This is a genomic window from Teichococcus aerofrigidensis, assembly GCF_054073225.1.
On the sequence record NZ_JBSXMU010000008.1, the window covers coordinates 1 to 17,254 of the forward strand.

The window sequence follows — 17,254 nt, forward strand, 5'->3', positions numbered from 1 at the left end:
GCCGCGCGCCGCGGCGGCCTCGGCCCCGGCGATGCCCGCCCCGTCGCCCGCCAGCCAGATCCCCGGCCGGGTGGTCAGGCCCCAGGCATCGGTGCGCGGCTGGAAGCAGGCCTGGACCGGTTCCCAGTCCAGCGCGCAGCCGGCGGCGGCGGCCAGGTTGAGGTTGGGCGTCACGCCCTGGTGCAGCAGCACATGGTCCACCGGCAGGCCGGCCGGGGCCGCGCCGCCCCGCCGATAGGTCACGCGCCCGGCCCGCGCCTCGCCCTCGATGGCCAGATCGGTGACGCCGCCGATGACCGGCACGGCGCGCCGCACCCGGGCCATCAGCGCCAGCCCCTTGCGGGCATAGGGCGAGGCCAGGAAGCCCGGCAGGTGGGGCAGGGCGTGGCGCCAGTTGCCCGCCGGCGTGGTGTCGAGCAGCAGGGCCGGGGGCCGCCCGGCGGCGACGAGCTGGCTGGCCAGCAGCCAGAGCAGCGGGCCGCAGCCGGCCAGCACGACGCGGCCCGTGGCGGCCAGGCCCTGCGCCTTCAGCAGCGTCTGCGCCGCGCCGGCGCTCAGCACGCCCGGCAGCGTCCAGCCGGCGACGGGGAAGGGACGTTCCAGCGCCCCGGTCGCCAGCACCACCTGCCCGGCCTGCACCAGATGCGCCCTGCCCTCCCGCGAGAAGCCCACCCGCCGCGCCGCATCCAGATGCCAGACGGCGGCGCAGGGATGATAGGCGGCGCCGCTGGCGGCGAAGGCGCGGAGCAGCGCCTCGCCCTTCCAGTAATCGGCGCCGAGGATGCGGCGGTCCGGCAGGGCGGGGTTGGCGATGCCACGATAGATCTGCCCGCCCGGTCCCATCCCCTCGTCCAGCAGCAGCACCGAGGCGCCCTGCCCGGCGGCCACGGCGGCGGCGGACAGCCCCGCCGGGCCGGCGCCGACGACGACGATGTCATAGGCGTCGCGCGGGGCGGCTTCGCCCGGGGGCGGGGCGCTCACCGCGCCGGCTCCCGCCGGCCGCGCTGCGTCTCCACCACCATGCCGGCGCGCAGCGGCGTCAGGCAGGCCTGGCGGTTGCCAATGCCGTCGATCACCACCAGGCAGTCGAAGCAGACGCCCATCATGCAGTAGCCGCCGCGCGGCTGGCCGGAGACCGCGCTCTCGCGGCAGGCATCCTGGCCCAGCGCCAGCAGGGCGGCGGCGACGCTGTCGCCCTCGCGCCCTTCCGCCGGCGCGCCATCCAGCAGGAAGGGCAGGGCGGGGCGGCGCGCCTCAGGCAGTCGCTGGAACATCGAACCTCCGGGCGGTGAAGGGGCCGAGGGTCCCGGCCTCCAGCCGGCCCTCCGCCAGCATGGGCGCCAGCGCCAGGGCATGCGCGGCGGCCAGGGTGACGCCGCTGTGGCAGTTGCAGAGGAAGGCACCGGGGGCGCTGTCCGATTCCTCGTAGATCGGGAAGCCATCCGGCGTCATGACCCGCAGGGCCGACCAGGCGCGGACGATGTTGAGCCGGGCGAGGTCGGGAAACATGCGGGCGGCGCGGCGCGCCATCAGCGCCATGACGCCGAGGCCCTGGCCGGTGTCGAAGCCCGCCTCCTCGGCGCTGTCGCCAATCATGATGCCGCCCTCGTCGGTCTGCCGCAGGTTGACGACGGGATGGGTGAGGAAGGGCGCCGCTTTCTCCGTCACCAGCACCTGGCCGCGTTGCGGCCGCACGGGCGCGCGCAGGCCGAGCATCGGCGCCAGCCGGGCATTGGCATTGCCGGCGGCCAGCACGACCCGCCCGGCGGAGAAGGCCCCGTGCGGGGTGGCGATGCGGAAGCCACCCCCCGGCAGCGCCTCCAGCCGCTCGACCGGATGTTCCGGCCGGTAGGCCCCACCCCGCTGCGCGAAGGCGGTGTGCAGGGCGCGGAAGCCGCGGAGCGCGTTCACATGCCCATCCAGCGGCGTGTGGCAGGCGCCGATCACCTCGGGCCCGATGCCGGGAAAGACCTGGCGCAGCCGGGCACGGTCCCAGATCTCCCAGGGGAAGGGATTGAAGCCCGGCTGGGCCTGCAGCCGGGTCATGAGATCCACGCGGCGGGCGGCCTCGGCCTCGGAGAGCAGCAGGGTGAAGCCGCCGGGCTGGGACAGGCCGCAATCCACGCCGGTCTCCTCCCGCAGCGCGGCGGCGAAGCCGGGCCAGAGCGCGGCGGAGCGCCGCGTCCAGTCGGAGTAGGCGGGCAGGCCCAGCCCCTTGCTCTGCACCCAGACGAGCGCGAAGTTGCCCCGGCTGGCGCGGAAGGCCGTGTCGCCCTCGTCCAGAATGGCGCAGCGCTGCCCGAGCCGGGCCAGGCCGTAGCCGATGGCGGCGCCCATCATGCCGCCGCCCAGCACCACCGTGTCGAAATCCCGCCTCATCCTCTCCCCGCGGCTGTCCCATCGGCCGGGCACAGAGTTGCGGCCCGGCGGGGCCGCGTCAAATCGGCGGCCGGGGTGGATTGCGCCCGCCGCCCTGGCTGGCATGCTGCTTGCTGGCTTTCCGCCGCCCCGACCGCCGATGGAGACGATCATGGCCGAGACCGAGACCCCCCGGCGCGTGCTGCTGGGCATGCTGACGCCCTCTTCCAACACCGTGCTGGAGCCGGTGACCCAGGCCATGGTCGCGGGCCTGCCCGAGGTCTCGGCGCATTTCGCCCGCTTCCGCGTCACCGAGATCGCCCTGTCGCCCGGCGCCCTGGCGCAGTTCGACGATAGCGAGATCCTGCGCGCCGCCGAACTGCTGGGCCATGCCCGGGTCGATGTCATCGCCTGGAACGGCACCTCCTCCGGCTGGCTGGGCTTCGAGGCGGATGAGCGGCTCTGCCGCCGCATCACCGAGGCCACCGGCATCCCCGCCACCACCTCGATGCTGGCGCTGAACGAGATCCTGCGCCGGACCGGCGTGCAGCGCCTGGGCCTGGTGACGCCCTATACCGCCGACGTACAGTCCCGCATCCTGGCCAACTACGCGGCGCTCGGCTTTCCCTGCGCCGCCGAGCGGCATCTCGGCCTCAGCGAGAACTTCGCCTTCTCCGAGGTGGGGGCCGGGCGGCTGCGCGACCTGGCGCGGGCGGTGGCCGGGGAGGGGGCGGACGCCCTGGCCGTGGTCTGCACCAATCTGCGCGCCGCGCCGCTGGTCGAGGCGATGGAGGCGGAACTGGGCCTGCCGGTCTATGACACCATCGCGACGGTGGTCTGGAAGAGCCTGGTCCTCGCCGGCGTCGATCCCGCCCGCGTCGAAGGCTGGGGCCGCCTCTTCGGCGCGCTGCGCGACTGATCCCGGGAACAGAGACGGAAAAGGAGCGACCGATGGCGGCGCATGACTTCGACCTGGTGATCCGTGGCGGCACCCTGGCCAGCGCGGCGGAAGTGTTCGAGGCGGATCTCGGCATCCGCGAGGGGCGCATCGCGGCGCTCGGCCGGGGGCTCGGCCGCGGCGCCGAGGAGATCGACGCGCGCGGCCTGATCGTCACCCCCGGCGGGCTGGATTCGCATTGCCACCTGGAGGAGCTGGGCCAGGACGGCTCGGCGCAGGAGGAGAGCTTCGACAGCGGCTCGGCCGCCGCCCTGGCCGGCGGCACCACCGCCTTCCTCTGCTTCCTGCCGCAATGGAAGGGCCACAGCCTGGCCGCCAGCGCGCCCGGCTACGAGGCGCGCGCCCGCGCCTCCCGCGCCGACTACTCCTTCCACCAGATCATCACCGACCCGACGCCCGAGGTCATGGCGCGCGAGGTGCCGGCGCTGGTCGCCCGCGGCATCCGCAGCCTGAAGGTCTTCCTGACCTATGACCCGCTGCGCCTGACCGATGCGCAGTACCTGGAGGTGCTGGCCACGGCGAAGCGGCTCGGGGCCTTCGTCACCGTGCATTGCGAGAATTTCGATGCCATCGGCTGGCGCATCCAGGCCCTGCTGAAGGCCGGGCTGACGGATCCGCTGCAGCACGCCTGGTCGCGCCCGCCGGTGGTGGAGCGGGAGGCGACACACCGCGCCATCGCGCTCGCCGAGCTGGTGGACCAGCCGATCCAGGTGTTCCATGTCTCCTGCGAGGAGGCGGCGGCCGAGATCGCCCGGGCCCGTTCGCGCGGCGTGAAGGTCTGGGGCGAGACCTGCCCGCAGTATCTGACGCTCTCGCACGAGGATCTGGTCGGGCCGGACTTCGCCGGCGCCAAGGCGGTCTGCTCCCCGGCGCTGCGCGAGGCGGCGGAGCGCGAGCGGGTCTGGGCGCGCATCCAGGACGGCACGCTGGACGTCGTCAGCTCCGATCATTGCGGCTTCTCCTTCGCCACGCAGAAGCGCGTGGCGGGGAGCAGCGCCTATGGCACGGGGGAGGCGGCCTCCCGCCCCGATGGCACCCCGGCCTTCAACGCCATCCCGAACGGCGTGCCGGGAATCGAGACGCGGCTGCCGGTGCTGTTCTCCGAGGGCGTGTCGAAAGGGCGGATCGACCTGCCGGCCTTCGTCCGTCTCTCCTCCGCCAACGCCGCGCGGCTCTTCGGGCTGGAGGGACGCAAGGGCAGCCTGATGCCGGGCGCCGATGCCGACCTGGCGCTCTGGGACCCCGATGCCGAGCGCACCATCCGCAATGCCGAACTGCACCACGCCATCGACTACACCCCCTGGGAGGGGATGGCGGTGAAGGGCTGGCCGGTGGTGACGATCCGGCGCGGCGAGGTGGCGGTGCGCGAGGGGGAGGTGCTGGCGCGCCCCGGCTCCGGCCGGTTCCTGGCACGAGGCCCCTATGCCGCCGCCGCGCCGCGCGGCGTGGTGCCGGATGGGTTCGACGCCGCCCTGGCCTGAGCGGCGTCGGGGCGTGAATCACGTTCCATCCCGTTCGAGAAACTGCCATCATTCCTGAAATGCAATTTCATTCAATGAAATTGCGATATCAGGGAGGGATTCAAGATGCAGGTATCTTCGGGGCTGGTATCTTCGGGGCTGGGCCGTCGCGCCTTGCTGGGCACTGGCGCGGCCACACTCCTCGCGCCCGGCATGCAGCGGCCCGCGCGGGCGCAGAAGGGCGACACCCTGCGCATCGGCGTGCTGACTGATCTGTCCGGCGCCTACAAGGACATCACGGGCCAGAATGGCGCCATTTGCGCCGAGCAGGCGGTGCTCGACTTCGGTGCCGCCGAGCGCGGCATCAAGGTCGAGGTGCTGCTTGCGGATCACCAGCACCGCCCCGATGTCGGCCTCAACATCGTCCGGCAGTGGTTCGACCAGGGGGATGTCGACGTGGTGATGGATGCAGGGCAATCGGCCATCGCCCTGGCGGTGAACGGCCTGGTGACGGAGCGCAACAAGCTGCACCTCAACACCGGCGCCGCCAGTTCCGAGCTGACCGGCCGCCAGTGCAGCCCCAACACCATTCACTGGCCTTACGACACATGGTGCAATGCCAATTCGACCGCCCGCTCCCTGGTGCGAGCCGGCGGCAAACGCTGGTTCTTCCTGGTGGCCGACTATTCCTTCGGCAAGACCATGCAGGCCGATGCCACGCGGATGATCGAGGCGGAGGGTGGCGAGGTCGTCGGCGCCGCCCTGCATCCCTTCCCGGGCAATACGGACTTCTCCTCCTATCTGATCCAGGCGCGGGCGCGCAGGGCCGACGTCCTCGCCCTCGCCAATGCCGGCACCGACATGCTGAACTGCGTCAAGCAGGCGGCGGAATTCGGCCTGAACCGCCAGGGCATCCGCATTGCCGCGCTGGTCGCCTTCATCCAGGACGTCAAGGCCCTCGGCCTGAATGTCGCGCAGGGGCTGACGTTGACCGAGACCTTCTACTGGGATCTGAATGACCGCACGCGGGCCTTCACCCAGCGGGTCAGGCCGCGCCTGGCCAATGGCAACTATCCGAACATGGACCATGCCTCGGCCTATTCGGCCACACTGCACTACCTGAAGGTGGTGGCCGAGATGGGCGTGGCACGCGCCAAGGCGGATGGGCGCGCGGTCTGTGCCGCGATGAAAGCCATGCCGACGGATGACGACTGCTTCGGCCGGGGCCTGATTCGGGCCGACGGGCGCAAGATCCACCCGGCCTACCTCTTCGAGGCCAAGAAGCCGGAGGAGAGCAGCGGCCCGTGGGACCTGTTGAAGCTGGTAGGCACCACACCAGCGGATCAGGCCTTCCGGCCCATCGCCGACGGTGGTTGCAAGCTCGTCACGGGATGACGGGGAACATGCGGGGACGCCTCGCGCGTCCCCGGCGCCTCCTCCCGGGAGGAGGCTATTTCAGGTGAGCGGCCAGGAACTTGTTCATCTCGAACATGGTCGCCTTGGGCTTGCCGAAGACCTTCTCCAGCTTCGCATCCGCCAGGATCTCCCGCTTGTTCTCGGGATTCTGCAGGTTGTTCGACTTGATGTAGTCCCAGACCTTGCTGACCACCTCGCCGCGGGCGATCTGGCCGTCGCCCACGATGGCGGCGAGCTCGGCCGAGGGGGTCAGCGGCTTCTGCAGGGCATTCGGCTTGCTGCCATCCTTGGGCTTGGTGGTGGCCTTCGGCTTGGTGGTGGCCTTGGCTTCACCGGTCTTCTTGGCTGGCATCCCGTTCTCCAGGGTTATCGCGTTTACGGCTGTCGATGAGGCTGAAACGTGTCAGTAGCGATCCGGATGCAGCATGGCCTTCCCGGCCTTCCGCCCTCCGGGGCGGTTTTCTGCCAGCCCCCCGCAACCAGCCATTCCAGGCCATCCGCGCGGATGGCGGGGTGACTCTAGGGCCAATCCCCCCTCGCCAACAATGGAGCCGCGTCGGGGAGGGCGGGGACAAGGGCCCGCCTCAGGGAACCGTGACCAGGGCCCTGCCGTCCCGCGCCACCACCTGGCCCCGCCGCAGCACCAGCTTCCGCTCGCGATGCGCGACCACCGCCTCGGCCAGGCTCTCCCCCGCGACGAGGACGAGATCGGCCACGCAGCCCTCCGCCAGCCCGTAATCCGGCAGCCGCATCACCGAGGCGCCGCCGCGGGTGCAGACATCGAGGGCGAGGGCGATCTCCTCGTTCCGGCGGAAGTTGTTGCGCAGGCCGATCAGCATGGCGCGCTCCAGCATGTCGCCATCGCCATAGGGGTTCCAGCAGTCGCGGATGCCGTCGGAGCCGGCGCAGGTGCGGATGCCGAGCGCGGCCAGCCGCGCCACGGCGGGCACCGGGCGGCTGGCGCTGCCGGTGGTCATGATGGCGATGTCGAGCGCGGCGATCTCGGCCAGCAGGCGCTCGACCAGGGCGGTGTCCGGGTCGCCGAGGCAGAAGGCGTGGCTGATCGTCGCCTGTCCCCGCATCCCGAGCGCCCGCACCCGCTCGAAGATCAGCTCCATGCTGAAGGCGCCGAGCAGGCCGGCCTCATGCAGATGGATGTCGACCGGCCGGCCGAAGCGCTGCGCCAGCTCGAAGACGGCGTCGAGATGCCCCTTCGGGTCGCGGTCGATGCCGCAGGGGTCGAGGCCGCCCACCACCTCGCAGCCGAGGCGCATGGCCTCCTCCATCAGCGCCAGCGTGCCGGGGCGCACCAGCAGGCCGGATTGCGGGAAGGCCACCAGCTCGATGGCGCAGATCCCGCCCAGGCGCTCGCGCGTCGCCAGCACCCCTTCCACGCCGGCGAGGCCGACCACCGTATCCACATCGACATGGCTGCGGATCGCCGTGGTGCCCTTGGCCACCGACTGCACCACCTGCCGGGCCGATTGCCGCGCCGGATCGATGCCGAGGGCCCGGCGCTTCTCCCGCTCGTTGTCGATCTTGTCCTGCAGCGAGGGGCCGGCGCTGTTCGGCACCCAGCCCATGCCCCAGAGCGTCTTGTCCAGATGGGTGTGGGCCTCGACCAGGCCGGGCAGGAGAATGGCGCCGCCGCCGTCCTCCACGACCACGTTCTCCATCCCGCCGCTCTCCACCCGCTGATCCGGCGCGATGCGGGCGATGCGGCCGTCGCGCAGCAGGACATCCGTGGCCGCGCCGCCCATCGGGCGCACATTCCTCAGCAGCAGATCGGCGGTCATGGCACTTTTCCCCCCTCGCTTCGCGTCGCGGCATCGACCGGACCGCCGCCGCAGCCTATGGGAAGCCGCCGCGCCGGAGCAATCCGGCCCCCGAACCCGACCTTCCGGAGACCGCCCGCCGATGGAGACCGCCGCCTTCGACTTCACCGCCCTCGGCCCGCGCGAGCGCTACAAGCTGCTGATCGGCACGGTGATGCCGCGGCCGATCGCCTGGGTGACGACGGTGGATGGCACGGGACGGGCCAATGCGGCGCCGTTCAGCTTCTTCAACTGCCTGTCGGCCGATCCGCCGGTGGTCGCCCTCGGCATCGAGTTCCGCCCCGACGGCACCCCCAAGGACACCGGCCGCAACATCCGCGAGACCGGCGTCTTCACCGTCAACCTGGTGTCGGACGCGCTGATGGAGGCGATGAACGTCACCGCCGTGCCCTTCGGGCCGGAGGTCGACGAGCTGGCCCGCGCGGGGCTGGAGACCCGGCCGGGCGTCGCGGTGGCCAGCCCGCGCATCGCGCTCGCCCCGGCGGCGCTGGAGTGCCGGCTGCATTCCTTCCTGGATCTCGGCGGCTCGCGCGAGGTGGTGCTGGGCACGGTGGTGCAGGCGCATATCCGCGCCGACGCGGTGGATGCACGCTTCCACGTCGATCCCGCCGTGCTGGACCTGGTGGGGCGGATGGGCGGCCAGGGCTATGCCGGCACGCGCGACTACTTCGACCTGGCCACCATGAGCGAGGCCGGCCTGGCGGAGGCCCCCGCCACCCGGCGGCCCCGCCGGCTGCGGCCGCCCGGGGGAGAGGCCGGCGTGTGAGGGGCTGAGGCGAAGGTGGAGATTGGCAGCCGGCGCCCCACGATATATTCAATCGGGAACAACGATGGGAGCCCCGCCATGACGCGCCGTTCCGTCCTCCGTGGAAGCCTCGCGGCCCTGCTGCTGCTGGCCGGCCTCGCCGCCGCGCCGGTGGCCCGGGCCCAGGAAGGCCCCACCGTCTTCGCCGCCGCCAGCCTGACCGATGCGCTGCGCGCCCTGGCCGAGCAGTGGCGCGCCCAGGGCCACCCGGCGCCACGCCTGTCCTTCGCCGCCTCCTCCGCCCTGGCGCGGCAGATCGAGCAGGGCGCACCGGCCGATCTCTTCCTCTCGGCCGACGAGCCCTGGATGGATTACGTGCAGCAGCGCGGCCTGATCCTCGACGCCAGCCGCACCAGCCCGCTGGCCAATACGCTGGTGCTGATCGCGCCTGCCGCCTCGCCGCAGGCCGCTGTCACCCTGGAGCGGGAGAGCGACCTGCTGGCCATGGCCGGGCCCGCCGGCCGCATCGCGACCGGCGATCCCGCCCATGTTCCGGCCGGCAGATACGCCGAGGCGGCGCTGCGCTGGATGGGGCAGTGGGAGACGGTCTCGCCGCGCCTGGCCCGCGCCGACAATGTCCGCTCCGCCCTGCTGCTGGTCGAGCGTGGCGAGGCGCCGCTCGGCATCGTCTATGCCACGGACGCTGCCGCCGCGCCGGCCGTCAAGGTGGTCGGCACCTTCCCGGCGGGCAGCCATCCGCCGGTGACCTACCCCTTCGCGCTGACCCGCCGCGCCGAGGGGAATGCCGAGGCCCGCGCCCTGCTGGACTTCCTGTCCGGTCCGCGGGCCGCCGACACCTGGCGCCGCTTCGGCTTCGGCCTGCGCGCGCCCTAGGCCAGGGGGATGGAGGGCGCATGGAGGGCGGGGCGCTGGGGTTGAGCCCGGAGGAGTGGCAGGCGGTCCGCCTCAGCCTGGCCGTGGCGCTGCGCTCGGTGGCCTTCGGCCTGCCGCCGGCGGTGCTGGCGGCCTGGCTGCTCGCGCGCGGCCGCTTCCCGGGCCGGGCGCTGCTGGATGCCCTGGTGCATCTGCCGCTGGTCATGCCGCCGGTCGTGGTGGGCTGGCTGCTGCTCGTCACCTTCGGCGTGCGCGGGCCGGTGGGCGCGCTGCTGAACGACTGGTTCGGCCTACGGCTGGTCTTCACCACCGCCGGCGCCTCCCTGGCCACGGCGGTGATGTCCTTCCCGCTCATCGTGCGGGCCGTGCGGCTCAGCCTCGATGCCGTCGATCCCGGCCTGGAGGCGGCGGCCCGCAGCCTTGGCGCCGGCCCGCTGGACCGCTTCCTGACCGTCACCCTGCCGCTCGCCCTGCCGGGCATCCTCTCCGGCGCCGTGACCGCCTTCGCCGCCGGGCTGGGTGAGTTCGGGGCCGTCATCACCTTCGCCTCGAACATTCCCGGCGAGACCCAGACCCTGCCGCTGGCCATCTATGCCGCCACCCAGACGCCGGGGGGCGAGGCGACGGCCGCCCGCCTGGCCGGCTTCTCCCTGGTGCTGGCGGTGGCCGGGCTGCTGCTGGCCGAGATGCTGGGGCGCCGCATGCGGGTGCTGCTGGGCCAGGGCCCGCGCTGATGCCGCACGGCCCGGACCCGCTCCGCCCGCCGCTGGAGGTGGCCCTGCGGCATCGTTTTCCAGACGGCGGGGGGAGCGCGGGCTTCGCGCTGGACGCCGCCTTCACCGCGCCCGCCGGCCGGGTGACGGCGCTGTTCGGCCCCTCGGGCTGCGGCAAGTCGACCGTGCTGGCCGCCGTCGCCGGCCTGCTGCGCCCCGATGCCGGCCGCATCCGGCTGGGCGCGACGGTGCTGCTCGACAGCGCCGCGCGCCGGGTGCTGCCGCCGGAGAAGCGGCGCTGCGGCGTGGTGTTCCAGGATGCCCGGCTGTTCCCGCATCTCTCGGTGGAGGGCAACCTGCGCTACGGCCAGCGCCGGGCGCCGCGCGAGGCGGAGGGGGAGGAGCCGGGCTTCGGGGAGGTGGTGGCCCTGCTCGGCATCGAGCCCCTGCTGGGCCGCCGCCCCGCGGCGCTCTCGGGCGGCGAGCGGCAGCGGGTGGCGCTGGGCCGGGCCCTGCTGGCGCGGCCCCGGCTGCTGCTGATGGACGAGCCGATGGCGGCGCTGGACGCCGGCCGCAAGGCGGAGTTGCTCCCCTTCCTCGCCCGCCTGCGGCAGCGGTTGCGCATCCCCCTCCTCTACGTCACCCACGCGCTGGAGGAGGTGGACCATCTGGCGGACCGCATGGTGCTGATGCAGGCCGGCCGCGTCCTGGCCGAGGACACGCCGGAGGCGCTTTCCCTCCGGACCGACCTGCCACTGCTCGCCCTGCGCCGCGATGCCGGGGCGGTGCTGGCCTGCACGGTGCTGGAGCACCTGCCGGACCGGGGGCTGAGCCGCCTGTCCTTCGCCGGGGGCACGCTGCTGGTGTCGCTGCTGGCCGCCGCGCCCGGTTCCGCCCTGCGGCTCCGCATGCGGGCGCGGGACGTCTCGATCGCCACGCAAAGGCCGGCCGGCCTCTCCGTGCAGAACATCCTTCCGGCGGAGATCGAGGCCATCGAGAGCCCTCGCCCGGCGGAAATCATGCTGCGACTGAAGGTCGGTGACACGCGGATACTTTCCCGCATAACGAGAGATGCTATCGTAAGACTCGCGCTTGTGCCGGGGATGCCCGTCTGGGCGCTGGTCAAGTCCGTCGCCTTCAGCGCCACCACCCCGGAGGCAGGCGGCCCGGCATCGGAGTGAGGGCGCCCGCATGGGGAACGAGGTTACGCTGCTGGCGCAGGAGGGGCTGGAGACCGTCCTGGGCGAGATCGCCGGGGCCTTCACCACGACGCATCGCGCGCCGGCGCGGGTCGTTTCGACCCCGCCGCAGGATATGCGCCATCGCCTCGACATCTACCCGGCACCGGATCTCATCGCCGTGGCCGGCCTGGCCCGGGCGCGGGCGGCGACGCGGCCGGGATCGACGGCGCCCGCCGTGGTCTTCGCCCGCGGCCTGCCCTGCCTCTATCTGCGGCCCGGCCTGCTGGACCGGCCACGCCCCGCGCTGGATCTGCTGCTGGACCCGGGGCTGCGGCTCGGTCTCGCCGTCGCCGCCGATGGCGCCGCCCTGGCCGGCGGCGTCCTGGACCGGGCGGAGCTGCTCGCACCCGGCGCCCGGGCGGCGACCGAGGCGCGGGCGCTGCCGCTGCCGCATCTCGCCGGCACCGGGCGCGGCCTGGGTCGGGGCCTGCGCACCGGCCGCTTCGATCTGGTCCTCGGCCTGCGCTGCGGTGCCGCCGTCACGCTGGCCGCCTGCCCGGGCGCCAGGGTGCTGGACCTGCCGGCCGATCTCGCCGCCACCACCGACTTCGCGCTGGCCCTGCTCTCCGGCCGGCCCGAGGCGGCGTGGCTCTCCTTCTTCATTCTCTCGCCGGAGGGGCAGGGGCTGTTGCGCCGGCACGGCTTCGGCAGCGTGGCCGAGACGGCGGAGAGCTACGATTGCGCCCGCCGCGAGGGCGTGATGGAGTTGCCGCCATGCCCCGTCTCCGCCCTGCCGCCGCCGACGGCGCCGAGGAAGCGCCGCGCCTGAGCATCCGCCTGGATCTGGGCGGCGGCAGGCGGATCGGCCCGGGCAAGGTGCGTCTGCTGGAAGAGATCGGCCGCAACGGCTCGATCTCGGGGGCCGGGCGCGCCCTGCGCATGTCCTATCGCCGCGCCTGGGAGCTGGTGGAGGCGCTGAACCAGGCCGTTGGCCGGCCGGTGGTGGAGACCGCGACGGGCGGCGCCCGGGGCGGCGGCGCGCGGCTGACACCGGCGGGCGAGACGGTGATCCGTCACTACCGGGCCATCGAGGCGGAGAGCAACCGCGTGGCCGCGGAGCGGCTGGGCGAGCTGTCCGGCCTCCGCCCCGGCTGAGCGGGGAACATTGGCCGCGGCGGGCGGGCCGCCTATATCGCGGCCGCCGCATCAGCCGGAAACGAGGAGGCGACAGACATGTTCGAGGCCGCGACCCTGACCAGCACCGACAAGCCCGGGCTCTACCGCGAGCTGGCGGTGCAGCTGGAGGCCCTGTTGCGGGGCGAGCGGGACCCGGTGGCCAATGCCGCCAACATGTCCGCCCTGCTGTTCCACAGCCTGCCCGACCTCAACTGGGCCGGCTTCTACCTCATGCGGGACGGGATGCTGGTGCTCGGCCCCTTCCAGGGCAAGCCCGCCTGCGTCCGCATCCCGGTCGGGCGCGGCGTCTGCGGCGCCGCCGTGGTGCGGCGGGAGAGCGTGCTGGTCGAGGATGTGCACGCCTTTCCCGGCCACATCGCCTGCGACGCGGCCTCGCGCTCCGAGCTGGTGGTGCCGCTGCTGCGGGACGGCGCCGTGCTGGGCGTGATCGACCTCGACAGCCCGCGCCCCGCCCGCTTCACGCCGGAGGACCAGACGGGGATCGAGGCCCTGGCCCGGATCTATCTCGCGGCATGCGCGGGATAGGCCGATGCGGGATAGGCCGACGCGGGATAGGCCAAGGCGGGATAGGTCAGGCCGTCACGCCCGCGGCGCGCGCAGCGGCGGCGGCAGCACCTCGGCCGGGATCGGGCAGGCATAGGGCCTGCCGCCGGTGCGCTCCCGCAGCTCGGCCTTGGCGCGGGCCAGCAGCTCCGGGTCGCGGAAGGCGTCGAGCGCCGTCGCCGCCATGGCCTTGGCCGCCTGCACCATGCCCTTGTGCGCATGCGGGCTCTTGCCCTGGGCCACGGCCTGCCAGGTGTGGAAGGGCGTGCCGACCGCCCAGGTGGCGCCCCAGCACTGGACCGTCGGCACGATCTGGCTGACGTCGCCGACATCGGTCGAGCCGTTCCCGGGCCGCGACTGGCCGTCGAAATGCAGCACGCCCTGGTGCAGCGGCTGTCCGCCCACCGCCTCCGGCGCGCCGACGGCGCCGATGCTGTCGGCGATGTCCTCCTCGCTCAGCGTGCGGCGGATGTCGCGGGCATAGGCGAGGTCGGCCTCGTCGAAGGCGGGGGCGCCGAGGGCGGCGAGATTCTCGAACATCCGCATCTCCAGCGCCGTGTTGGGGATGGTGTCGGAGCAGGCCTTGTCGATCTCCAGGCTCATGCGGGTGCCCGTCATGATGGCGGCGCCCTCCGCGCAGGCCTTCACCCGCTCGAACAGCGCCTGCGCCTCCTTCACGCGCGGTCCGCGGATCAGGTAGAGCACCTCCGCCTCGGCCTGCACCACATTGGGCGAATTGCCGCCGCTGTTGGTGATGGCGTAGTGCACGCGGCAGTCGAGCGGCATGTGCTCGCGCAGATAGTTCACGCCGACATTCATGATCTCCACGGCATCGAGCGCCGAGCGGCCCAGCCAGGGCGAGCCGGCGGCGTGCGAGGCGCGGCCGTGGAAGCGGAAGTAGACCTGGAAGTTGGCCAGCGAGCGGGAGGACATGACGCTGCTGACCACGCCCGGATGCCAGGAGACGGCGGCGTCGAGGTCGTCGAAGGCGCCGGCGCGGGCCATAAAGGTCTTGCCCGAGCCGCCCTCCTCGCCGGGGCAGCCGTAGTAGCGCACCGTGCCCGGCAGGCCCTGCGCCGCCAGGGCATCGCGCGCCGCGACGGCGGCCAGCATGGCCCCGGCGCCGAGCAGGTTGTGGCCGCAGCCATGGCCTGTGGCGCCGGGCGTCACCGCCTTCTGCTCGGCGATGCCGGCCTCCTGGCTCAGCCCGGCCAGGGCGTCGAACTCGCCGAGGAAGCCCAGGACCGGGCCGCCGGAGCCGGCCTCGGCCATGAAGGCGGTCGGGATGCCGCCGAGATTGCGGGTGACGCGGAAGCCTTCCGCCTCCAGCAGGGCGATCTGCTCCTCGATCGAGCGGTGCTCCTGGAAGCGCAGCTCGGCATGGCCCCAGATCCGGTCGGCCATGGCGGCGAAGGCGGGGCTCCTGGCTTCGACCTCGGCCGACAGGGTGGCGAGGGACATCGGGTCGTTGCGCATGGATCCTCCTGCGGCGGCGGGGCAGGGGCGTGTGATTAGGCCCGGCCGGTGGGTAGGGGCAAGCGGGCCGGGCGGCGGCGTCCCTGTGAACCTTGCCAGCCGGCCGGAGGAAGAGCCTTGAAAACAGAACATTCCAGGGCGGTGTCCGGCCTCCCGCCGCGGTCCGGCGGGCCGGCCTAGCCCCCCTCCGGCAGGATGGCCAGCTCCGCCGCCACCTCCGCCTCCGCCGCCCCCAGCACCGCCAGGGCGTCCTCCTCCGCCACGATCCGCTCCAGCCGCAGCCGGGGCCTCGCGACCTCCAGGCGCAGGCCGGCGGTCAGCGCCGGATCGTCCAGGCTCCGGCGCAGCCGGGCCAGACCCTCGGCCATCAGCGGCGCGAAGTCGTAGACCGCCAGTTCGCTCAGCCGGGCGCGGATCCGCTCCTCGAAGGCGGCGCTGGCGATGGACCAGACGAGGTTGTCCAGCTCGCGGGCGAAGCGCAGCTCGGTCAGGCGCAGCCGCGTGCCGCCCTGCTCCAGCACCGGGCGGGCCCAGAAGATCACCCGGCCTGAGGTGTCGAGCCAGCCGCCGGGCGTCCTGGCCGAGAAGCGGACGGCCAGCGCCAGCCCGGGATCGCTGGGGTAGAGGAAGATGTCGCGGATCTGCAGCCGGACGGTCCATCCGGCGACATCCAGCGGGTAATCGCGCCCGCCGAACTCCCGCATCATCCAGTCGCGCACCATGTCGTAGCCGGCGCGCACGGGGATGGCGAGGCGCAGGCGGCTCGCCTCCGGCGGCAGGTCGCGCAGCGGCGGCAACGGCGGGGCGGGGGCGGCCTTCTGCGCCGTGTCGGTGACGGCGGTGCGGGCACGGAGCGACAGCGGCAGCCGCAGATGGTCCGCCGCGACGACGAGACCGGGCGTGCCGAGGGAGACCGGCTCGATCTGCACGAAAAGCGGCGGCGCGGCGGGCAGCTGCAGCGGAATCTCCTGGCGCCGCCAGAGCTGCGCCACCTCGGCGCGGACCCGCTCGCAGGGGATCAGCCCGTGCAGCTGCGCGGGAAGCTCGCGCAGGGCGGCATCGACGGCGGTGCGCAACTGCCCCTCGACCCCCATCCAGACACCGCCGATCACCTCCAGCCGCGGCGCCTCGGTCCAGTCATAGGCGATGTCCATGGCGACATGCGGGCACCAGCCCTGGTCCAGGCGCAGGCCGAGATCCGCCTGCACCCTGGCGGCGGCCTGGAAGTTCTTCCGCCCCAGCCCGACGGTGTCGGCGAGCCAGCCGCGCAGCCCCGCCGTGCCTCGCGCATCGACGCCGAAGCTGGCGCGCAGCCGCCCGCCGGCCTCGGAGAAGGCGACCGGCGTGGTGCGGCGGAGGGTGAAGTCGTAGCGCGTGTCCTCCCCTTCGCCGGCATGGCTGAAGGAGGCGGGAAGCCGCTGCTCCACCGCCTGGCGGAGCAGATCGAAGGACACGCGCAGGTCGACGGAAAGGCTGCTGTCCCGCGCGGGCAGGGCCAGGCGCGCGGCCCGGCGCGGCGGCTCCTCCGACAGCACGAGATCGCGCACGCGATACCAGTCGGTGCCGCGCCAGGCGGCGCCGAGCAACAGCAGCAGCAGCAGGGCCGACAGGCCCCGGCGCAGCCAGCGCCAGCGCATCGCCGCCGCTCCGCCTCAGGCCGCGCGGCGGGAGGGGCCGGCCGCCGTGATCAGTCCAGCCCCTCGCAGCCGAGGCGGCGCAGCGCCGCGTCCACCCAGCCCGTGTCGTTGGTGCCGGCCTCGATCTCGGCGATCTGCTTCGCCTCGGCCGCCTGCTTGGCCGCCGCCGCCGCCTGCACCGTCTCCAGCTCGGCATAGGGCACGCAGAGCAGGCCGTCGGCATCGCCGAGGATCAGGTCGCCCGGCTCGATCACCATGCCGTCCAGCGCGACCGGCACGTTGATCTCGCCCGGCCCGTCCTTGTAGGGGCCGCGATGGGTGACGCCGGCGGCATAGACCGGGAAGTCCTGCCCGGCGATGGCGGCGCTGTCGCGGATGGCGCCGTTGATGACGATGCCGCCGAGCTTGCGGAAGATCATCTGGCCCAGCATCAGCTCGCCGATCAGCGCGTTGGTCAGGTCGCCGCCGCCATCGACGACGATGACATCACCCGGCTCCGCCAGGCCGATCGCCTTGTGGATCATCAGATTGTCGCCCGGCCGCGTGCGCACGGTGAGCGCCGGCCCGGCCAGCACGGTGGCACCGGCGCGATGCATCGGACGGAGGCGCGGGCCGCCCGCCGTCATCCGCGCCATGACGTCGCTGACATTGGCGACGGGCAGCGGGCGGAAGGCCTCGATCCAGCGGGATTCCGCTTTGCGACGGCGTGGCAGGATGCGGAATCCGACAGGCATGGGCGTCTCTCCGTTGCGGGCGGTCCAGGCTATGGCCGGTCCTGCCCGGCCGCAAGCCGAGGGCGGCCGGGCGCGGTCCTCCTCCGGCGGCATGGCCTCTGCTGGCA

Annotated in this window: 18 protein-coding genes; 10 read left to right on the forward strand and 8 right to left on the reverse strand. The window is 73.3% G+C overall.

Annotation, left to right across the window (positions count from 1 at the left end; translation table 11 throughout):
• The 3 genes from ACVMLK_RS03575 to ACVMLK_RS03585 form a co-directional block, all read right to left on the reverse strand.
• A partial coding sequence (locus ACVMLK_RS03575; protein ID WP_457485647.1) for an FAD-dependent oxidoreductase occupies positions 1 to 981 on the reverse strand: 981 nt, incomplete at its 3' end.
• On the reverse strand, positions 978 to 1,274 hold the full coding sequence (locus ACVMLK_RS03580) for a (2Fe-2S)-binding protein (RefSeq protein WP_198366867.1): 297 nt from the start codon (positions 1,272 to 1,274) through the stop codon (positions 978 to 980). The genes ACVMLK_RS03575 and ACVMLK_RS03580, both read right to left, overlap by 4 nt.
• Positions 1,255 to 2,379 (reverse strand): NAD(P)/FAD-dependent oxidoreductase, encoded by a 1,125-nt coding sequence (locus ACVMLK_RS03585; RefSeq protein ID WP_457485648.1) that lies wholly within the window; start codon positions 2,377 to 2,379, stop codon positions 1,255 to 1,257. Before ACVMLK_RS03585 ends, ACVMLK_RS03580 begins: the two co-directional genes overlap by 20 nt.
• A gap of 151 nt (positions 2,380 to 2,530) precedes the next feature.
• Between ACVMLK_RS03585 and ACVMLK_RS03590 the strand changes: the two genes are divergently transcribed.
• The 3 genes from ACVMLK_RS03590 (at position 2,531) to ACVMLK_RS03600 (ending at position 6,171) form a co-directional block, all read left to right on the forward strand.
• Positions 2,531 to 3,277, forward strand: coding sequence for a maleate cis-trans isomerase family protein (locus ACVMLK_RS03590; protein WP_457485649.1), 747 nt, complete (start codon positions 2,531 to 2,533; stop codon positions 3,275 to 3,277).
• A gap of 32 nt (positions 3,278 to 3,309) precedes the next feature.
• Positions 3,310 to 4,797 carry a dihydropyrimidinase gene (gene hydA / locus ACVMLK_RS03595; RefSeq protein WP_198366870.1) on the forward strand — a complete coding sequence of 496 codons (1,488 nt, stop codon included), beginning with the start codon at positions 3,310 to 3,312 and terminating at the stop codon, positions 4,795 to 4,797.
• A gap of 192 nt (positions 4,798 to 4,989) precedes the next feature.
• Positions 4,990 to 6,171 carry an ABC transporter substrate-binding protein gene (locus ACVMLK_RS03600; RefSeq protein WP_457485650.1) on the forward strand — a complete coding sequence of 394 codons (1,182 nt, stop codon included), beginning with the start codon at positions 4,990 to 4,992 and terminating at the stop codon, positions 6,169 to 6,171.
• Between the two features lie 55 nt (positions 6,172 to 6,226).
• Here the strand turns inward: ACVMLK_RS03600 and ACVMLK_RS03605 are convergent, their stop codons facing one another.
• Entirely contained in the window at positions 6,227 to 6,544 is a 318-nt protein-coding gene (locus ACVMLK_RS03605) for an SWIB/MDM2 domain-containing protein (RefSeq protein ID WP_198366872.1), read from the reverse strand.
• Between the two features lie 232 nt (positions 6,545 to 6,776).
• On the reverse strand, positions 6,777 to 7,988 hold the full coding sequence (locus tag ACVMLK_RS03610; protein WP_457485651.1) for an amidohydrolase family protein: 1,212 nt from the start codon (positions 7,986 to 7,988) through the stop codon (positions 6,777 to 6,779).
• Between the two features lie 121 nt (positions 7,989 to 8,109).
• On the opposite strand from ACVMLK_RS03610, the gene ACVMLK_RS03615 reads away from it, so the two are divergent.
• The 7 genes from ACVMLK_RS03615 to ACVMLK_RS03645 all read left to right on the forward strand — a co-directional run bounded on the left by ACVMLK_RS03615 (position 8,110) and on the right by ACVMLK_RS03645 (position 13,282).
• Positions 8,110 to 8,793, forward strand: coding sequence for a flavin reductase family protein (locus ACVMLK_RS03615; RefSeq protein WP_457485652.1), 684 nt, complete (start codon positions 8,110 to 8,112; stop codon positions 8,791 to 8,793).
• A 78-nt stretch (positions 8,794 to 8,871) separates the two neighbouring features.
• Entirely contained in the window at positions 8,872 to 9,666 is a 795-nt protein-coding gene (modA, locus tag ACVMLK_RS03620; protein WP_457485653.1) for a molybdate ABC transporter substrate-binding protein, read from the forward strand.
• A 20-nt stretch (positions 9,667 to 9,686) separates the two neighbouring features.
• The gene (gene modB / locus ACVMLK_RS03625; RefSeq protein ID WP_198366876.1) at positions 9,687 to 10,400 is read left to right on the forward strand and encodes a molybdate ABC transporter permease subunit; all 714 of its coding nucleotides are present in this window, start codon (positions 9,687 to 9,689) and stop codon (positions 10,398 to 10,400) included.
• Positions 10,400 to 11,560, forward strand: a complete 1,161-nt coding sequence (gene modC / locus ACVMLK_RS03630) for a molybdenum ABC transporter ATP-binding protein (protein WP_422925108.1) — start codon at positions 10,400 to 10,402, stop codon at positions 11,558 to 11,560. Before modB ends, modC begins: the two co-directional genes overlap by 1 nt.
• Before the next feature lie 10 nt (positions 11,561 to 11,570).
• Entirely contained in the window at positions 11,571 to 12,389 is an 819-nt protein-coding gene (locus ACVMLK_RS03635; protein WP_457485654.1) for a substrate-binding domain-containing protein, read from the forward strand.
• On the forward strand, positions 12,335 to 12,715 hold the full coding sequence (locus ACVMLK_RS03640) for a winged helix-turn-helix domain-containing protein (protein ID WP_198366879.1): 381 nt from the start codon (positions 12,335 to 12,337) through the stop codon (positions 12,713 to 12,715). Before ACVMLK_RS03635 ends, ACVMLK_RS03640 begins: the two co-directional genes overlap by 55 nt.
• A 78-nt stretch (positions 12,716 to 12,793) precedes the next feature.
• Positions 12,794 to 13,282, forward strand: a complete 489-nt coding sequence (locus tag ACVMLK_RS03645) for a GAF domain-containing protein (protein ID WP_457485655.1) — start codon at positions 12,794 to 12,796, stop codon at positions 13,280 to 13,282.
• A gap of 54 nt (positions 13,283 to 13,336) precedes the next feature.
• Here the strand turns inward: ACVMLK_RS03645 and ACVMLK_RS03650 are convergent, their stop codons facing one another.
• The 3 genes from ACVMLK_RS03650 to ACVMLK_RS03660 all read right to left on the reverse strand — a co-directional run bounded on the left by ACVMLK_RS03650 (position 13,337) and on the right by ACVMLK_RS03660 (position 17,147).
• On the reverse strand, positions 13,337 to 14,776 hold the full coding sequence (locus ACVMLK_RS03650) for a M20 family metallopeptidase (protein WP_457485656.1): 1,440 nt from the start codon (positions 14,774 to 14,776) through the stop codon (positions 13,337 to 13,339).
• A 176-nt stretch (positions 14,777 to 14,952) separates the two neighbouring features.
• Entirely contained in the window at positions 14,953 to 16,413 is a 1,461-nt protein-coding gene (locus ACVMLK_RS03655; RefSeq protein WP_457485657.1) for a DUF4403 family protein, read from the reverse strand.
• A 50-nt stretch (positions 16,414 to 16,463) separates the two neighbouring features.
• Positions 16,464 to 17,147 (reverse strand): RraA family protein, encoded by a 684-nt coding sequence (locus tag ACVMLK_RS03660; RefSeq protein ID WP_198366883.1) that lies wholly within the window; start codon positions 17,145 to 17,147, stop codon positions 16,464 to 16,466.
• Positions 17,148 to 17,254: the final 107 nt, after the last annotated feature.